Origin of the sequence: Priestia sp. FSL W8-0524 (genome assembly GCF_038005965.1) — a bacterium.
Lineage (GTDB): Bacteria > Bacillota > Bacilli > Bacillales > Bacillaceae_H > Priestia > Priestia zanthoxyli.
The window spans coordinates 4,159,419-4,174,259 of record NZ_JBBOUG010000001.1; the positions used below are offsets into that span (position 1 = coordinate 4,159,419).

Below are 14,841 nucleotides of genomic sequence, written 5' to 3' on the forward strand. Positions count from 1 at the left end.
AAAGAAAGGATGTATTATAATGGAAAAGTATCGATATAGTTTCATAAGTGCTTTCTAGTGCTTACACAGCGATGACATTCATCATGACACTAACTAAGTTTGATAAAGGAGGAAATGGACGTGGAACGAATGTACCGTGTAATGGGGTTCTGGACAGCAATTTTCACTGTAATGTTTTACCTCGGTCACATGCATAAGACTTCTTTACTCTTTTTAGCTCAAACAGGCTTTTTTGTAATTCTTAGTTATTTAAAGCTGTCTGAAAGAATGTACATTTACGTTTTTGGAGCATATTTGACCGTCTTTTTTGTGGGGTTCACGTACTGGTCAACTTTTATGATGACACCAGGACAGTAAAGAGAAAAGCGATGGGCTTCCATCGCTTTTTGTATTCTTAAAACCCATTTAGAAAAGGATTTTGATCCATTTCGTGTCCCACAGTTGTTTCAGGTCCGTGACCGCTTAGTACAAGCGTATCTTCTGGAAGGGACAGCAATTTCGATTCGATGCTTTCTAACAGCTGAGCTTGATTACCTCCAGGTAAATCTGTGCGCCCGATGCCGCCTGCAAAAAGCGCGTCACCAGATACTACAAAGTTACCCGGTTTGAAATAATATGAAACGCTGCCAGGAGAATGACCAGGCGTTTCATACACCTCAAATTGGAATGAACCGATTGTTAAATTGCCTTCTGATGAAATAATATCGGTTGCATCTGGAGCTGTAATTTCTCCTAGGTCAAAAAATTTCGACCCGTTTAAGTCACTATTATGAAGCCATTCTTTTTCGTTTTTATGTACATAAAGCGGGATAGAGTAGTGATTCATCACCTCATCTACTCCTCCAATGTGATCGAAATGAGCGTGTGTCAGCAAAATAGCTAATGGTTTATACGTTTGTTTTTCGAGAAATTCAACGAGCTGTTTTCCCTGAGCTCCCGGATCAAAAATTAAACATTCTTTTTTTTCGTTAGCAACGACATAACAATTCGTTTGAATAGGTCCTAGCGGTATACGATGATAGTTCATAATGTGTCCTCCTTGTGTAAATTTATTTCCGTTATATGCATTATCATACACACATCATCTTATAAATGAAAGTAAGGACCTTTCTAAGCCAAAGAAGCAAAAGAAAGATTGGTTTTCATCTCGACAAACGGTTAGAAAAGTTTTACAATTGAAGGGATAAGCTAATGATAGCGCTTTAATTTTAAGTTACCTAAAGGAGGTTTCTTCGAGTGGGTCTTATGATTATTTTTGCACTAACAACATTGCTAGGCGTATTTGCAGCTATTTCATCTTTGAGAAATAAAAACATATTAGGCATTGGTTTTTCGGTACTAACATTCGGTGTATTCGGATGGTTTACCGTGATGACCATCATACATCACGGCTATCCGGCGGTACATCATTAAAAAAGCCATGCAAAGCATATGCTTTGCATGGCTTTTTAAATAGACAGATAATCCATTGCCGCAACTAAAATAGCTTTAGTCGGATTATATACGCGCGATATTTGAGATAAAGGCAGCGGATTAATCCCTTTTCCCAATTCTAGGGTGAACCCCAGCTTTTTCTTTTCTAAAATAAACCAATCCTTAAATCCCGCGTGACTATCAATCGTTTTGACAGCTTTATAACCGCTTACCCTTTCAAAATAGCTTGCTATTTCCTCTGCTTCCTCAGGCTCTTCATTCATATACCCCCAATAAAATTCTTCTCCTTGGGTATGTAAAGCAATCACACAATCAAAATCATGACGCTCAACGAGTTTTACCATTGCCTGAGCTTCAGGTTCAGAGAGAGATTCATAGCCTGGAAAATCTCGATAATGCGGCGCTTTAGGTTCTTTACGCTTTTTTTCGATTTCCCAATAAGCCGGAAACTGATTGTTTAAGTCCACCCCTCGGATATTTGCTTTCCAGCTTTGAAAATCCGGAAAATCTCTCCCTATTTTAGAAAGAAAAGACGCATAAGGTTCGCCTACACCAGGACCTTTTAAGACCAGATCTACTCCGTCTGGGTTAACAATTGGAACTGCAGAAAGCGTAATTTGATTAAAAAGAGCTCTTGAATCTTGCCCGTTCAACGCCTGATCATAATGAAGAGCAGCTAAATAATCTTCCATAAACTGTAGAAGAACATTTGTCGTAATCCATTCATTAGCATGAAACGACGCATTGATATGAACCTTTCTCTTTCCGTTTCCAATTAAAATATGAGGAATCGGCTTTCCAAGCACGCTGCACCCTATCCATTCAAGAGAACCATAGGGATAATAAGTCAAAAGTGTTTGTATGTCTTTTATGGTTCGCTTGTAATCGTAAGGCTTTTGGATATCTATAATTCGCATAATCTTCACTCCTTTACACTATGTATATGTAAAGATTGAAAAGATGCATGATAAAAAAGCGCTTTGACATTTAGTCAAAGCGCTTTTTTATCTCAGTTAGATTCATGCTTATTATTCAAAATAAGATTTAACTAACCAAGCTCCTCCAATAATTCCCGCATCGTTTCCTAAAGTAGCGATTGCTAGCTCAGCACCTTGCGCTACGCGAGGAAATGCAAAACGTTTGAAATAATCTCTTACCGGTGCAAGTAATACCTCGCCTGCACGAGACACACCGCCACCTAGAACGATTTTCTCAGGGTTTAATGCATTAGCAGAGTTTGCTAGTGCTAGGCCTAAATGAAAGGCAACTTTATCTACAACATGCATAGCTAACTCGTCTTTTGAACGAGCTGCATCAAATACATCTTTAGATGTAACTTGTCCGTTTTGTTCTAACACTGTGCGAAGCTCACTTGGTTTGTCCGTTTCCGTTAACTCTTCCATCGTTAAACGTACAATCCCAGTTGCTGAAGCAATTGTTTCTAAACAGCCGGTTTTGCCGCAGTTACACGGTGCCCCGCCTTCAGGAATAGATGTGATGTGGCCAATCTCACCAGCTGCTCCATTTACGCCTTGTACAATTTCACCGTTGGCAATGACACCGCCGCCAACACCTGTACCAAGCGTAACGCACAGCAAATCTTTTGCTCCGTCTCCAGCACCTTTCCACATTTCTCCAATGGCTGCAATATTTGCATCATTGTCTACTACAACAGGAAGAGAAGTTTCTACTTCCAAGATATCTTTGATAGGGAATTTTTCCCAACCTAAATTGACAGCTACTTCAATCGAACCGTTTGCAAAGTTGACAGGCCCCGGTGCACCAATACCAATTCCCACCAACCTTGACTTTACTTCTCCAAGATCGTTTAACTTTTTATCAATTGCTTTTGCAATATCTGTTGGAATTTTACGGCCTTGCTCGCTCACATCCGTATTAATTTCCCACTTGTGAATGATTTCTCCATAATGATTAATAAAGGCCATTTTTATTGTTGTACCGCCTAAATCAACTCCAACTAACCATTTGTCATCCATGTTCATTCATCCTTTTTCTCTTTTTGTTGTTTTAACTCTCGACGAAGCAAAAGAATTGCCATTTGGTAATCACGTACATCAATCAAATTAGACTGATATAATTCTTTTACTTCCGCTTCCATCAGCTCTAAATCAGCAGTACGATCGCCTACGTATATAAAAATGCCGAAGGACTTTAATAATTGTTGTACATCATATAACGTATTCATTCTGTCACCTTTATCCTATTTTCTAGGTGATATGATTCATTTATTTTGAGATAACTCAACAGTCATTCAGTCATAAACAGCGGCCGTATTTAACGCCCACTGCTAGGTCTACATATTAATATTCTAGTAAACGTTCTCACAATAGTAAAGTATAAAATATTAAATTCGTCATTCAACAGTTTTAATTTTCTAGCTGTCGCTTCAGCTTTTCATATTTTTTACTTTGTGGTTCAAGCGCAATTGCTTTGTCGATATTTTGTGTGGCCGCTGTAATATCATTCAGTTTTATATTCACCAAAGCTAAATTGTAATACGCCTCATGAAAAGTTGAATCATACTTTACAGCCTGATTCAATTGCTGTTTAGCTTCTTTATAATTTTCAAGATAAAATTCTGCGCTAGCACTGATAAAATATATGTCACTATTGCTTGTCCCTTTTTCAATAAAAAGCTTGATGGCGTCTTTTGCTTCTTCATACTGCTTCTGCTGAAGATACGTAGCCGCTACGCTGAGTGCATATGGCTCATCTTGATAAACAGAACGCTCATGATATCCATAAAAAAGCAGACTTCCTACTAATAAAAGCGTGCAAATGAAAGCCGGAATCTGAATATACAGCTTTTTTTGTTTCGGTAAACTGACGATGCTTGCAGCTAAAAATCCGCCAACCAAACCGCCAATATGCCCTGCATTATCGACGTTCGGCGCAACAAATCCAAAAATCAAGTTAATCACAATGATGATAATGAAACTCGATCCCATTGTTCGAAAAAAGAAGCGTGGATTTGTTCTTGCTAAAAACAGTAAAGCTCCAAAGCAACCGAAAATGGCCCCTGAGGCTCCTGCGGAAATAGACGTATTCCATATAAAACTTCCTAGAGATCCTGCAAACCCGGCAAATATATAAATAAAGACAAAACGCCCGCTGCCATATATCCTCTCTACAAGCGTTCCTAAATAATACAGGGCTACACTATTCATAAGCAAATGCAGAAGTCCTATATGCAAAATTATAGGTGTAAAAAAACGCCACCATTCGCCTTCTATAATTAAGGGGTTATATTTAGCTCCGTATTGAATCAGAGTGAGCGTATTTTGCGTACTGCTTTTCCACTCCAGAAATAGAAACATTAAGATTTGCATCGCTAAAAATATATATGTAAAAATAGGCTTTCCGTATCCAGCTATTTGCTGTTCTTCGCTTTGTTTTTTCTGCACAAAAAGCACAATTTTATGTTTCCACTGTTCTATCCGCTGAGCTTCTTCTTCGGAAGAGAAATTGTCTGCGCTTTCTAATGTAAGACCCAGCCGTTCGAATAGAGGTTCATAAGCGCTTGCTTTCTCTGCCGTTAGTTGTTCAACATAACTGTTCACTTTAGAGGGACTCGGCGCACTTTCTAAGGACTGCTCTGTATAAAAAGGATCAAAATCAGCAAAGTAAATTGTGTTAAGAGTAAGCGTTGATTTACCGCTCTGCTTTCGCACATTCTCAGCTCTTTGTAATGCATACAATACATCTTTTTGCTGCTCAACGACTGATTTGAAATTACGGCGGACTATGCGGATTATTGACTTATCTTTGCGATAGTGAGATTGAAACCATAGCTCTGAAGCATCAGCTTTCATCGAAATCAGCTCATATGAAGAATGGCCAAGCAATTGCTGTGCCACCTGCAAATAATAAAAATCTTGCCTAGACAAATAGTCACCTCCTCACACTCTCTATATGTAAAGATGGCAGAAAGCCAGGAAAAAAGCAACGATTTTCCCTTTTTCTTTTTCTACGAAAAAACACCTTACATGTCTGTAAGGTGTTTTTTATGTATCTTTCGCTCTTAGCGGAAGACCTGCTTCATTAAACGATCCCGAACAAACGGCAAATTAAAAAATGAACGAACAGCTAGACTGCGGATAAATGAATTTCCAAACAGCGAATTTAAAACACGGTATCTCATTTGGTAGCCCAGCGTTCCAACAACTAAAAGCGTAAGTACTAATACAATATGTCTCATTTTCAAGCCTCCTTACGTTTACTTTGCTCCTATGACGAACATTTTATGCTCTTATATAGGTAAAAGCAGGATAAGGATTCCGCCTGTAAAAGCAGCAAGCAAAATAGCGGCAAGATTCACAACATCATTGTTAAAGAACGTTATTCCTTTTTCTTTTACGGTTGGCTTGCCGCAATGATCTTTCCGTTCCGTTTCAATACCGCAGCTTTGACAGCGAAAGCGAACTTGCACACTTGCTCCAAGAAGAGTGTCTATAGCGTTTCCAATAAAACCAAAGCACCCAACTAGCAATATACTACTCAGCGATACGGATGGAAAAGCAAAATAACAAGCGGCAGCAATAAGAAAAGCTCCGGCTGCTCCGGCTGCTGTACCTAAAAGTGAAACGGCTCCTGAAGTACCCGCTTCTACTCTCTTTAACGTCCAAATGTAAAACGGCGGCTTCTTACTAAGAGACCCTATTTCAGATGCCCATGTGTCAGCATTAGCAGCTGAGATACTAATCATAAACATCCACATGTAAACAGGCAAAGCTGTTGCAGCATATAACAAACCGCAAGCAGCAGCTACACCTCCATTAGCAAGGACTTGAATGTAATCTCGCCTGTCGTGCTTCTCTAGCTTTTCTTCTAATGCGCGTTTTTTTTCTTTTTTATACTTACTACACAACGTAGAAGTGCTAAAAAATAAGAGTAAGAGTAAAAAACCTTGAAGCGAAAAACCGATATAAACGCTCGCTCCTACGATGAAAGACATGCAGGCTCCCGATACTGTCAGTGCTTTTGCTATGTAGCCCGCTCCTGCCATGAGTAATATCACGATTATCATGACAGCATCAAACGGATTCACAGCAAATAAGCTCCTTCTCTGTCAAAATATATTCAACGGGAATATCATGAGATTCATATGGAACCTCTGAAACGACTTGACAATCAAACGCAAGGCTTAGCTTCTGTCCGGTATAATCTGTTAAATAACGATCGTAATAGCCGCCTCCATAGCCGATACGATATCCATTCTTGCTATATACCACGCCAGGCACAAGGAGTAAATCAATTGAAGATTTTGAAATGGGAACCGCTTCTTCAACAATTGGTTCGGCTAACCCGTAGTACACTGTTTCAAGCTGTGAAAAATTCGTAATCTCGTAGAAAACCATTTGAGATGTTGTGGGGTTGCATTTTGGAACAGCTACTTTCTTTCCATCTTTCCAAGCCCGTTCAATGATGGCTTTCGTATTAACTTCTTTATTTCTTGAAACCGTAGCTGCAATGACTCTAGCCTCTTTCCATAAACAAGTTTCATACAGTGCATTTGCTATGCTCGTTGAATGTGCCTCGTGCTGCTCTTCAGAAATTAAATTAAGAACGCGCTTCATCTCTTTGCGCAGATGAGATTTCATTTTAATTCCCCCCTATAAAAAAAAACAGCAGGATTGTACTCCTACTGCTTACTTTGTTTCACGATGAAGTGTAACTTTTTTAAGTCTTGGGCTGTATTTTTTTAACTCAAGACGATCTGGGTTATTACGCTTGTTTTTAGTTGTAATGTAATTACGGTCACCAGTTTCAGTGCAAGCTAATGTAACGTTTACGCGCATCTATTTTCCCTCCAAACATTATAAACATAAATCAGACTTTAATATAATATCATTTTTCGAAAGGAAATGCCAGTCTGTTTTTTTGAAGAAAGTCATTTAATTTCATTTCTTCACTTTTTCTTTCCTCTTAGAGTCCTGAGCTCCTTCTCTGCTACGCCTTATATATAGATGAAGTTTCTTAAAATAGGCGGAACTCTTTTTATGAGAGGCGTACTTCCTTTCTTTTAAATAAAATCCATTATTTACACTCTTTGATATTCTTGTATTTTTTCTACAAAATATGCCGACAGCTTCTTGGCAGTCTGAGTATTTAACGCCTCTGAATAAATATTTAATACAGGCAAGTGACCATCGGGCAAAATAAGCGTCCATTCATGAGGATCATGGTAAATTTTTAAACCATCAATGACATACACTTGTTTACCGATTGCTTCTTCTAATAACTTCTTCATCACTTGTTCTTGAATTTCTAGCGGACATGAAATATAGCGCCAGTTCATATAAGCGTGGGGGACATATTGAATCATTTCAGAAATTTTCCGCTGCTGCACCATAATTAATTCGATCAGCTGACATAAAGCGTACATGGCATCTAACTGAAATTGAACAGGCCCCAAAAGACTAAGCAAATCACGTTTTTTTGCTTTTGTCCTCATAAATGATTGATTGAGAGATTGAGCAAATGTTTCTAATGTGGATGAATAGTGTATAGGAATAGGAACGAATGCTACTTTTTTTGTCATGTATACGCTATAAATATAAAGCGACATAATTTCTGAGTCATTTACGCTGCAGCCTTTTTCATCATATAGAGCAAATGTTTCTCCATCTTCTTTAATCTGAATACAAAAAGACAGCTTATTTCGTTTAATTATTCGTTTGGTTTCTTCTGTTTTCTCCCACTTGTTTAAAAATAACACATGGATACGAAGACGCTTACATAATAATTCGACAACTTCCTGTATAAACGGTGAACAAATCACACCAATCCGCGTACTGTCTTCTAATAAAACATGCTGATTAATTGATTTTACTAAAGCATCACAATATTCTTCCCTGATATTTCCTATGCTTGTTTCTTTAAGTGAAACAGAAGTCGTTATGTTTGCTTTTTTAGCTTGAAGATACATCCGCTCAATCTTTTTTTCAATAAGCTGATTAACTAATTGTCCTTTATTATCATATATTTCTAAAAACAGACCGCTGTTTTTGCTATCCACACCAATATAAATACCAATGCTCGCTTGTGAAGTCATCATGTAATATCGAAATACCGGAAGAGCTTCTTTTTTAATATCATACACAGCTGAATGATTACTCCGTAAAAAAGAAAAGCATTCTTTGCGAAGTTGAGTGGCTTCTCCTTCATCATCGCTTGCTAGACAGAACGATCCTTGATGTTTGCATACAAGTAATAACGCATTGTATAGTCTTTCTCGATCAACAGATGAATGTACATACAGGCGACCGTTTTTGAAGATAGAAACATCTGGCTTTACAGAAAGTTGAGGTAGCACTTGATTTTCAGCTACTGTATCTTGGACATACGTAGTCATTGCTTGAACATTTACATACGGACCTATCGTAGCGTTGTATAAAAACGATTCTGCCCCCACCGTTACGTTTTGAAGCAAAATCGTTTTATCGATTGCAGCATGTGCTTCTATGATACTATTGGTTCCGATAATCGTGTAAGGACCAATTGAAGCACCTTTTCTAATCACCACATTTTCTCCTACGTAAACCGGATCGTAAACAGTCACCCCTTCTTCTATAAGCGCGTCATCTGAGACAATACTTTCCTGTCTATCGCCAAACCACTTGCTCCACAGATCATAGTGTGCTTGACGATAATGGTGGATTTGCCCAATATCAATCCAATAATCCTCTGTTACAAAACTGCACACAGTATGATTATATTCCAAAAGAAGCGGGATAATGTCAAAGCTAAAATCTGTAGGACCATAAGAATTCACGTAATCAAGAACGGATTTTTTGATCACATACACTCCCGTATTAATCAATCGGCTATTGGCCTGTTCGTAGGTCGGTTTCTCTACAAATCCCGTGACTCGATTCCCTTCATCTATCGTCACCACTCCATAACCCCGCACGTCGTTTACTTCTTTTGTAACAATGGTCATTTCGCTTTTTTGTTCATAATGAAAATGAATAACGTCTTGAAGATTAATTTCTGTTAAGGCATCTCCACTAATAATAATACAGTCTTCCTCAATAAAGGCCTCTGCTCGCTTAATTCCGCCCGCTGTTCCAAGAGGCTCTTTTTCGATAAAATAAGTAAGCGTCACTCCCCACTGAGAGCCATCCCCAAAGTATTCAATAATTTGTTCATGCCTATACTGCAGCGTAATCCCAATCTCTGTAATTCCATGTTTCTTAAGCAGTTCAATGCTATATTCCATCACAGGTTTATCGTAAAGCGGCAGCATAGGCTTTGGAATCGTATAGGTCAAGGGCTGCAGTCTTGTTCCTTTACCGCCAGCAAGTATAATGGCTTTCAATTTTTTGCCTCCCTCCTTTTTTTATCCTGGCAAATGTGATGTTGAAACAGCTTACTTGTATCAATAGCGATTTTCTCCCAGCTAAACATCGTTGTTGCTTTTCTATACCCATTTTCGCTGATTTTCGCAGCTATTTTTTCATTTTTTAACAAAAATTCAATACAGTTGATTAATTCGAGCGTATCTCCTCTGGCAAACGTCAGGCCCGTGTCGAAATGTGAAACAATATCGCTTAGACCTCCTGTATCCGCAACGATGGTTGGCTTCTTGGCTACCATCCCCTCTAAAGCCACAATTCCAAAAGGTTCATATAGACTTGGAAAAACAACCATTTTACAAGCTTGAAGAAGCTGATTTCGTTCGTTATCGGTAATGTATCCAATAAAATACACGTATTTGTCTAATTGCTTTTCACTTACCTGTGTTCGAAACTCATGAAGTAAAGGCCCTTTTCCCGCCACAACAAATTGAACATCTATTTGTTTTTTCTTAAATAGTTCCGCTGCTTCAATAAATAGCTGAAATCCTTTTTCATATACAATTCGTCCAATTGAAAAAATAATAGGGGCCTTTCTAAAATTATATTTCTTTTGTAAACTTTCTTTTAACCGCTCATTTACTGCGTCGACTACCAGCTGCTTGTCAATTCCATTTGGAAATATAGCAATTTTATCCTGTTCTACGTGAAATAAAGTGATTAATTCTTTCTTCATATAGTCGCTGCAGACAATGATTGAGCTTGATTGTCGAATCAGCTCCTCTTCTTGCAAGTGAATTTTCTGCTGCATGTCATTATGAATACCATTATTGCGCCCATGTTCTGTCGCATGAATGGTCGTAATTAGCGGCCTATCCGTTTTATCTGCTAAACATTTTGCTGCGGATGCAACAAGCCAGTCATGAGCATGAATAACGTCAAAAGACAGCTTGTAGCCTAACTGCAGTCCTCTAAGAGCCATAGCCACGTTCAAACTGTTTACCCATGTCAAAAAATCCGGATGATGAGGCTGCAGGCTTTTAACTCTGTAAACGTGAACACCGTATAAACGTTCATATTCCGGCAGCCCCTCTACATAGGTCGTTAATACACTAACGTGATGGCCCGCTCTAGCTAACGCTCTGGATAAATCAAATACATGTCGTGCAAGTCCTCCGATAACTAGAGGAGGGAATTCCCATGCAAGCATTAAAATGGAGAGACCGCCTTTATATTGATTTACTGATAAAGCCGACGGCTCTATCTCTTTTACAGGGTATAAAAAAGAACTTCCTGAAAGAAAACTGTTTTCACTATCCATCCTTGGATTCTCTTCGTGACAGAGAAAATCAAACAGCTTTATTTGCCTTTCGTATTCACCTCTGACTTTTTCAAAAGTATAAAGCCAATCGCTGCTACTTAAAAGGAGCCACTGTCGGTAGATAGCATTCACCACGCTAGGATGTTTAAAATCGATCACACCTAGCATCGCCTCTGACTTCTGTACGGTTGAAATAAACAATTGATTGTTCTCACTGACAAATTCGGCGCTTTTTGTTGCACCGTAGAGTGCAAGAGTTTCATTTTGATAAAACTCTATATCCCTCGCGTAATCTAAAGGATATTGAAATGTACCGCTTGCTGCTTGCATTCGCTGAAAGCCAAGCGTGTCCTTCGCTTTCAAATCTAAAACAGCGCTCGCTTTATTCATTGTTCCTTCCTCAACTTGTTTTCCTTGCTTAGGATATGGAAACAAGATAATACCAGCAGGGGACTTTTTTAGTTCATCTGTTGATGACTTCACAAAGGTATAGCGCATTTCATGAGATTTCAGGAGCATATCTACTTGATGAGTATACTCTCCTTGCTGTATAAAAAAACCGACGGGCTTTTTTTCAAAAAACTGTTGAAAAACACGTATTGCTTCTGTAATTTGGAGATTTAATGTTTGTTCTGTTTTAAGGATGGAAACGAACGCGTTCGTTACGGTAGTAGGAATACATTCCATCATGTCATGCTGAAAGAAATATTTGCAGGCTGAGAACAAGCTCCCGTCCCACTTTTTTAAAAAAGTGAGTGCTCTCTGATGCTGCCGGCTTGAAAACTGGTGTAAATACTGAGCGTAACGAGTATTAAACTCCTCGTCGTTTAATACGTTCAAAAATACACAAGACATCACAGCTGTTGCACCTATCAATTTTTCAGACTCAATTTGATCTAAAAAAGGGATGAATTCGTTCGTTACTTGTTCAAACAGCGGATACTCACTCTCTGCTTGAAGTACATGTAGCAACGGATAATGCATATAAGTTAAAAGAATACAGTCATCACTATTCATATTGCTTCTTCACCTGCTCCAAGTCATTTGAATATAAGGAATATGTGCTAAATTCATTTTGAACACCCTGGTGAACTTTTACAGGTTCGTACATCCAGCTCAACGACGTTACATTCACTTGTTCATGCTGTTCTTTCATCAAATAAACCGGATTCGAACGAAGAAGGGAAAAAAAACTTCCTTCTTTATCTTGAATACCAATATCTATTACATACGTGCGCTCACTTTCCAAGCTATTCATAAATATGAAGTCTTGCTTAGGAGTAAGACCCTTCATATAATAGCGGTTTGATTCATGGCCGTTAAAATGAAGGCCTGTTATATCATACGTACACATAGCTAGATTCAATTCTTCCCATCGTGTCGAAAACATACTTTCTACCATTTCTCGAATATGCTCTGAAAACGACCAGTGAACATAAATACGAGATGAGTCAAGCTGAGTAGCTATACATACATTTAAGTTTTGAATAAGATTAGGAGCCACTGTTTTATCACTTCGTTTCTTAGATTGTTTTTTCTACATATAAATGCCGTATAAACTTATTAACATCTTACCATTCAGAAAAAGTTGCCACAATAAACGCAATTTGTCGATTTGTGTTAAAAAATCCAGGCCAGCAAATTGGATGCATGGGCCCGTATGAATCGTTTGTTACACCGCTGTTGATTTCCGTGCAAAATGTCGCTTTCCGAGGGCGGCGATGAGCCTCCTCGTCGCTTCCGCTTTTCCTGCAGGAGTCTTTGCCCTTCCCTCTCATTAACAGCTAGAAGCAGCTACATTAAACCTACGTTTCTCGATACAATGAAAAAAATCCGAACGATTCATCGTTCGGATCTTCCTTCAACTAAAACACTTTTGTCCCAGCCTCTTTTTCCACTATTCATTTAAATCGTAGCGTTTGCCTTTTACAAGGTAAAATACGCTTTCTGCTACGTTAGTGGTATGATCAGCCATACGCTCTAAATAACGGGCTACAAATAAAAGCTGTGTAATTTGGTTCATAGCCTCCTGCTTTTCTTTAGCAAGACTTAAAAGTTCTTTAATTGTTATTCCGTAAAGCTCATCCACTTGATCGTCCATTTCCGCTACTTTTTTAGCCAACACAAGATCTTCTTCGTGATAAGCTTTTAACGAAAGGCTCAGCATTTCAATCGAAATATCGTGCATTTTCTTTACATGTTCTAACGGCTTAATTAATTCTTCGTTTCCAATTCGTATAGCTGATTTTGCTACATTAACGGCAAAATCTGCCATACGCTCAACATCCGAAGCAATTTTAATTGCCACAATAATACGTCTTAAATCAATAGCCACGGGCTGCTGCTTTGCAATCAGTAGGATAGCTAGGTCATTAATTTCTTCTTCTAAGTCATCCACGTATGAATCACCGTCGATAATTTCTAGCGCCAGCTCAACGTTACTTGTTTGCAACGCTTCAATTGATTTTGATAACGCCTCATGCGTTAAGCGCCCTATTTCTAATAATTTTTCACGTAATATCTTTAAATCACCATGAAACTTTTCGCGTACAACCACTCATCCCATCTCCTTGTATGTCTTAACCGAAACGACCTGTAATATAATCTTCTGTGCGTTTATCAGATGGCATTGAGAAGATTTTATCTGTTTCTGCGTACTCTACCACTTCTCCATTTAAGAAAAATGCTGTTTTATCTGAAATACGTGCCGCTTGCTGCATATTATGTGTAACAATAATAATGCTGAAGTCTTTCTTTAATTCTTGTACTAACTCTTCTACTTTTAATGTCGAAATTGGATCGAGTGCAGAAGTAGGCTCATCCATTAAAATAACGTCGGGTTCAATAGCCAAGCAGCGCGCAATACAGATACGCTGCTGTTGTCCACCTGACAACCCATTCGCATTTTGATTCAAACGATCTTTAACTTCGTCCCAAATAGCTGCTCCTCGTAAACTTTTTTCAACAATTTCATCTAGTTTTTTCTTGTTGCGAACGCCATGAATTCTTGGACCGTACGCGATATTATCATAAATAGATTTTGGGAACGGATTTGGTTTTTGGAAAACCATTCCTACTTGCGTGCGCAGCTCTTCCACATGGTACGATTTATCAAAAATATTTTTTCCTCTATACTCAATTTCACCTGATGTACGGACAATTGGCGTCATTTCTACCATACGATTTAACGTTTTAATATATGTTGATTTTCCGCAGCCCGATGGACCGATGATCGCGGTAACTTCGTTAGCATGAATGTCTAAATCAATATTTTTTAAGGCATGTGTGTTGCCATACCATAAATTCAAACCTTTTGTTTTATATACAATTTCTTTTGTTTGCGGAGTATTTACTTTTTCTTTGTTAGTCAATTCCATTGTTATTGCCATTGGATAATCCTCCTTCATCGTCTTTAACCGTTTTGAGCACAATAAAAGTCTCTCTATGTCTATTTAATATCTATTGTTTACTATTAGTGTAAATACATACGAGAAGCCGAACGCTTCCCCTTATTTTGATCATTTCTATTAATCCTTACACTTACAGAATAATAGCCGACTATTAATTGTGTTTTAACTCAATGTAAAGCTTTTGTAAATGAAGGCCTATCTGCGTGTTTTTTAGGTAAAAAACTAGTTCTTACGACCCTTAAATTCAATAAAAAACCATATATGTAAAGATTTCTAACAAAAAAGAAGAGGTTGAGACATAACTAAATTAATTTGATATAAAGATAAGTAAATTAGATAAATAAGCCAGTACGAATCA

General features: G+C 38.2%; 16 protein-coding genes. 2 read left to right on the forward strand and 14 right to left on the reverse strand.

Annotation, left to right across the window (positions count from 1 at the left end):
• The first annotated feature begins 120 nt into the window (after positions 1-120).
• Positions 121-357: a DUF2626 domain-containing protein gene (locus NST66_RS21750; RefSeq protein WP_013059179.1), complete on the forward strand. Its 237-nt coding sequence runs from the start codon at positions 121-123 to the stop codon at positions 355-357.
• A 37-nt stretch (positions 358-394) separates the two neighbouring features.
• Here the strand turns inward: NST66_RS21750 and NST66_RS21755 are convergent, their stop codons facing one another.
• Positions 395-1,027, reverse strand: coding sequence for an MBL fold metallo-hydrolase (locus NST66_RS21755; RefSeq protein WP_028411613.1), 633 nt, complete (start codon positions 1,025-1,027; stop codon positions 395-397).
• 209 nt (positions 1,028-1,236) lie between these two features.
• On the opposite strand from NST66_RS21755, the gene NST66_RS21760 reads away from it, so the two are divergent.
• Positions 1,237-1,413 carry a DUF2759 domain-containing protein gene (locus tag NST66_RS21760; RefSeq protein WP_028411614.1) on the forward strand — a complete coding sequence of 59 codons (177 nt, stop codon included), beginning with the start codon at positions 1,237-1,239 and terminating at the stop codon, positions 1,411-1,413.
• A 35-nt stretch (positions 1,414-1,448) separates the two neighbouring features.
• Here NST66_RS21760 and NST66_RS21765 read toward each other — a convergent pair whose 3' ends face one another.
• The 13 genes from NST66_RS21765 to pstB all read right to left on the reverse strand — a co-directional run bounded on the left by NST66_RS21765 (position 1,449) and on the right by pstB (position 14,450).
• A complete protein-coding gene (locus NST66_RS21765) occupies positions 1,449-2,351 on the reverse strand; it encodes a M14 family metallopeptidase (RefSeq protein WP_028411615.1) in 903 nt (300 codons plus the stop codon).
• 111 nt (positions 2,352-2,462) lie between these two features.
• Positions 2,463-3,431 (reverse strand): ROK family glucokinase, encoded by a 969-nt coding sequence (locus tag NST66_RS21770; RefSeq protein WP_013059183.1) that lies wholly within the window; start codon positions 3,429-3,431, stop codon positions 2,463-2,465.
• Positions 3,432-3,433: 2 nt separating this feature from the next.
• On the reverse strand, positions 3,434-3,640 hold the full coding sequence (locus NST66_RS21775; RefSeq protein ID WP_028411617.1) for a YqgQ family protein: 207 nt from the start codon (positions 3,638-3,640) through the stop codon (positions 3,434-3,436).
• Between the two features lie 181 nt (positions 3,641-3,821).
• Entirely contained in the window at positions 3,822-5,342 is a 1,521-nt protein-coding gene (locus tag NST66_RS21780; RefSeq protein WP_328170671.1) for a rhomboid family intramembrane serine protease, read from the reverse strand.
• 134 nt (positions 5,343-5,476) lie between these two features.
• Entirely contained in the window at positions 5,477-5,653 is a 177-nt protein-coding gene (locus tag NST66_RS21785) for a hypothetical protein (protein WP_013059186.1), read from the reverse strand.
• A gap of 51 nt (positions 5,654-5,704) precedes the next feature.
• The gene (locus NST66_RS21790) at positions 5,705-6,502 is read right to left on the reverse strand and encodes a DUF92 domain-containing protein (RefSeq protein WP_047749836.1); all 798 of its coding nucleotides are present in this window, start codon (positions 6,500-6,502) and stop codon (positions 5,705-5,707) included.
• Complete coding sequence (locus NST66_RS21795) at positions 6,489-7,055, reverse strand: 5-formyltetrahydrofolate cyclo-ligase (protein ID WP_328170670.1); 567 nt, start codon at positions 7,053-7,055, stop codon at positions 6,489-6,491. The genes NST66_RS21790 and NST66_RS21795 overlap by 14 nt, the downstream gene beginning before the upstream one ends.
• 48 nt (positions 7,056-7,103) lie before the next feature.
• Complete coding sequence (rpmG, locus tag NST66_RS21800; RefSeq protein WP_013059189.1) at positions 7,104-7,253, reverse strand: 50S ribosomal protein L33; 150 nt, start codon at positions 7,251-7,253, stop codon at positions 7,104-7,106.
• 242 nt (positions 7,254-7,495) lie between these two features.
• Complete coding sequence (locus NST66_RS21805) at positions 7,496-9,775, reverse strand: sugar phosphate nucleotidyltransferase (protein WP_049166203.1); 2,280 nt, start codon at positions 9,773-9,775, stop codon at positions 7,496-7,498.
• The gene (locus NST66_RS21810) at positions 9,772-12,090 is read right to left on the reverse strand and encodes a glycosyltransferase (RefSeq protein WP_049166204.1); all 2,319 of its coding nucleotides are present in this window, start codon (positions 12,088-12,090) and stop codon (positions 9,772-9,774) included. Before NST66_RS21810 ends, NST66_RS21805 begins: the two co-directional genes overlap by 4 nt.
• Positions 12,083-12,577 (reverse strand): DUF4912 domain-containing protein, encoded by a 495-nt coding sequence (locus NST66_RS21815; protein WP_034271122.1) that lies wholly within the window; start codon positions 12,575-12,577, stop codon positions 12,083-12,085. Before NST66_RS21815 ends, NST66_RS21810 begins: the two co-directional genes overlap by 8 nt.
• A 393-nt stretch (positions 12,578-12,970) precedes the next feature.
• Complete coding sequence (phoU, locus tag NST66_RS21820) at positions 12,971-13,630, reverse strand: phosphate signaling complex protein PhoU (RefSeq protein WP_013059193.1); 660 nt, start codon at positions 13,628-13,630, stop codon at positions 12,971-12,973.
• A 22-nt stretch (positions 13,631-13,652) separates the two neighbouring features.
• Positions 13,653-14,450 carry a phosphate ABC transporter ATP-binding protein PstB gene (gene pstB / locus NST66_RS21825; protein WP_370506071.1) on the reverse strand — a complete coding sequence of 266 codons (798 nt, stop codon included), beginning with the start codon at positions 14,448-14,450 and terminating at the stop codon, positions 13,653-13,655.
• Positions 14,451-14,841 lie beyond the last annotated feature (391 nt).

Coding starts and splice junctions, on each gene's coding strand:
- NST66_RS21755 (WP_028411613.1), bottom strand. CDS start 1,027: ATGAACTATCATCGTATACCGCTAGGACCTATTCAAACGAATTGTTAT.
- rpmG (WP_013059189.1), bottom strand. CDS start 7,253: ATGCGCGTAAACGTTACATTAGCTTGCACTGAAACTGGTGACCGTAAT.
- NST66_RS21775 (WP_028411617.1), bottom strand. CDS start 3,640: ATGAATACGTTATATGATGTACAACAATTATTAAAGTCCTTCGGCATT.
- NST66_RS21795 (WP_328170670.1), bottom strand. CDS start 7,055: ATGAAATCTCATCTGCGCAAAGAGATGAAGCGCGTTCTTAATTTAATT.
- NST66_RS21785 (WP_013059186.1), bottom strand. CDS start 5,653: ATGAGACATATTGTATTAGTACTTACGCTTTTAGTTGTTGGAACGCTG.
- NST66_RS21765 (WP_028411615.1), bottom strand. CDS start 2,351: ATGCGAATTATAGATATCCAAAAGCCTTACGATTACAAGCGAACCATA.
- NST66_RS21810 (WP_049166204.1), bottom strand. CDS start 12,090: ATGAATAGTGATGACTGTATTCTTTTAACTTATATGCATTATCCGTTG.
- NST66_RS21770 (WP_013059183.1), bottom strand. CDS start 3,431: ATGGATGACAAATGGTTAGTTGGAGTTGATTTAGGCGGTACAACAATA.
- pstB (WP_370506071.1), bottom strand. CDS start 14,450: ATGGAATTGACTAACAAAGAAAAAGTAAATACTCCGCAAACAAAAGAA.